General features: G+C 49.9%; 1 protein-coding gene. It reads right to left on the bottom strand.

Translation table 11 applies throughout. The annotated features are described in order from the left end of the window. The coding region (locus tag DQG23_RS42500) for a hypothetical protein (RefSeq protein ID WP_158560979.1) at positions 1-401 on the bottom strand (401 nt) is incomplete at both ends.

The following is a 401-nucleotide window of genomic DNA, read 5'->3' on the forward strand; positions in this document are numbered from 1 at the left end:
TAATACCAAATGGAGCTTTCATTCTTATCCACTACGGTAAACGTCAGTTTGCGGTTGCCCGTCTTCAAATTTACTTTCCCTATCTTTAACTCCGGCCCCATTTTGCTATCCACATTATAGAAATCATAAAAGCCGGCCACGACGCCATCTATGCGCAATTCGCCGATACCGGAGCCTGCATCCTGATATCCTTTCAAATACACTTCGTATGTACCGGAGGCAGGCACCGGCAACTGAACCGTTCTGGAGGGAACAGACAAGGTGCTTTGGATTCCTATCCCGTTGCCTTGTAGAGGCGCGACTAAGGGGTATTCGTTTGTCTGCCCTTCCAGCACAAACCCGGCCGGCGTGCCTGACGCTCCATCAAGACCGATCTGACTGAAATCGTAGACGAACGTTTG

Origin of the sequence: Paenibacillus contaminans (assembly GCF_003285015.1) — a bacterium.
GTDB lineage: Bacteria > Bacillota > Bacilli > Paenibacillales > NBRC-103111 > Paenibacillus_V > Paenibacillus_V contaminans.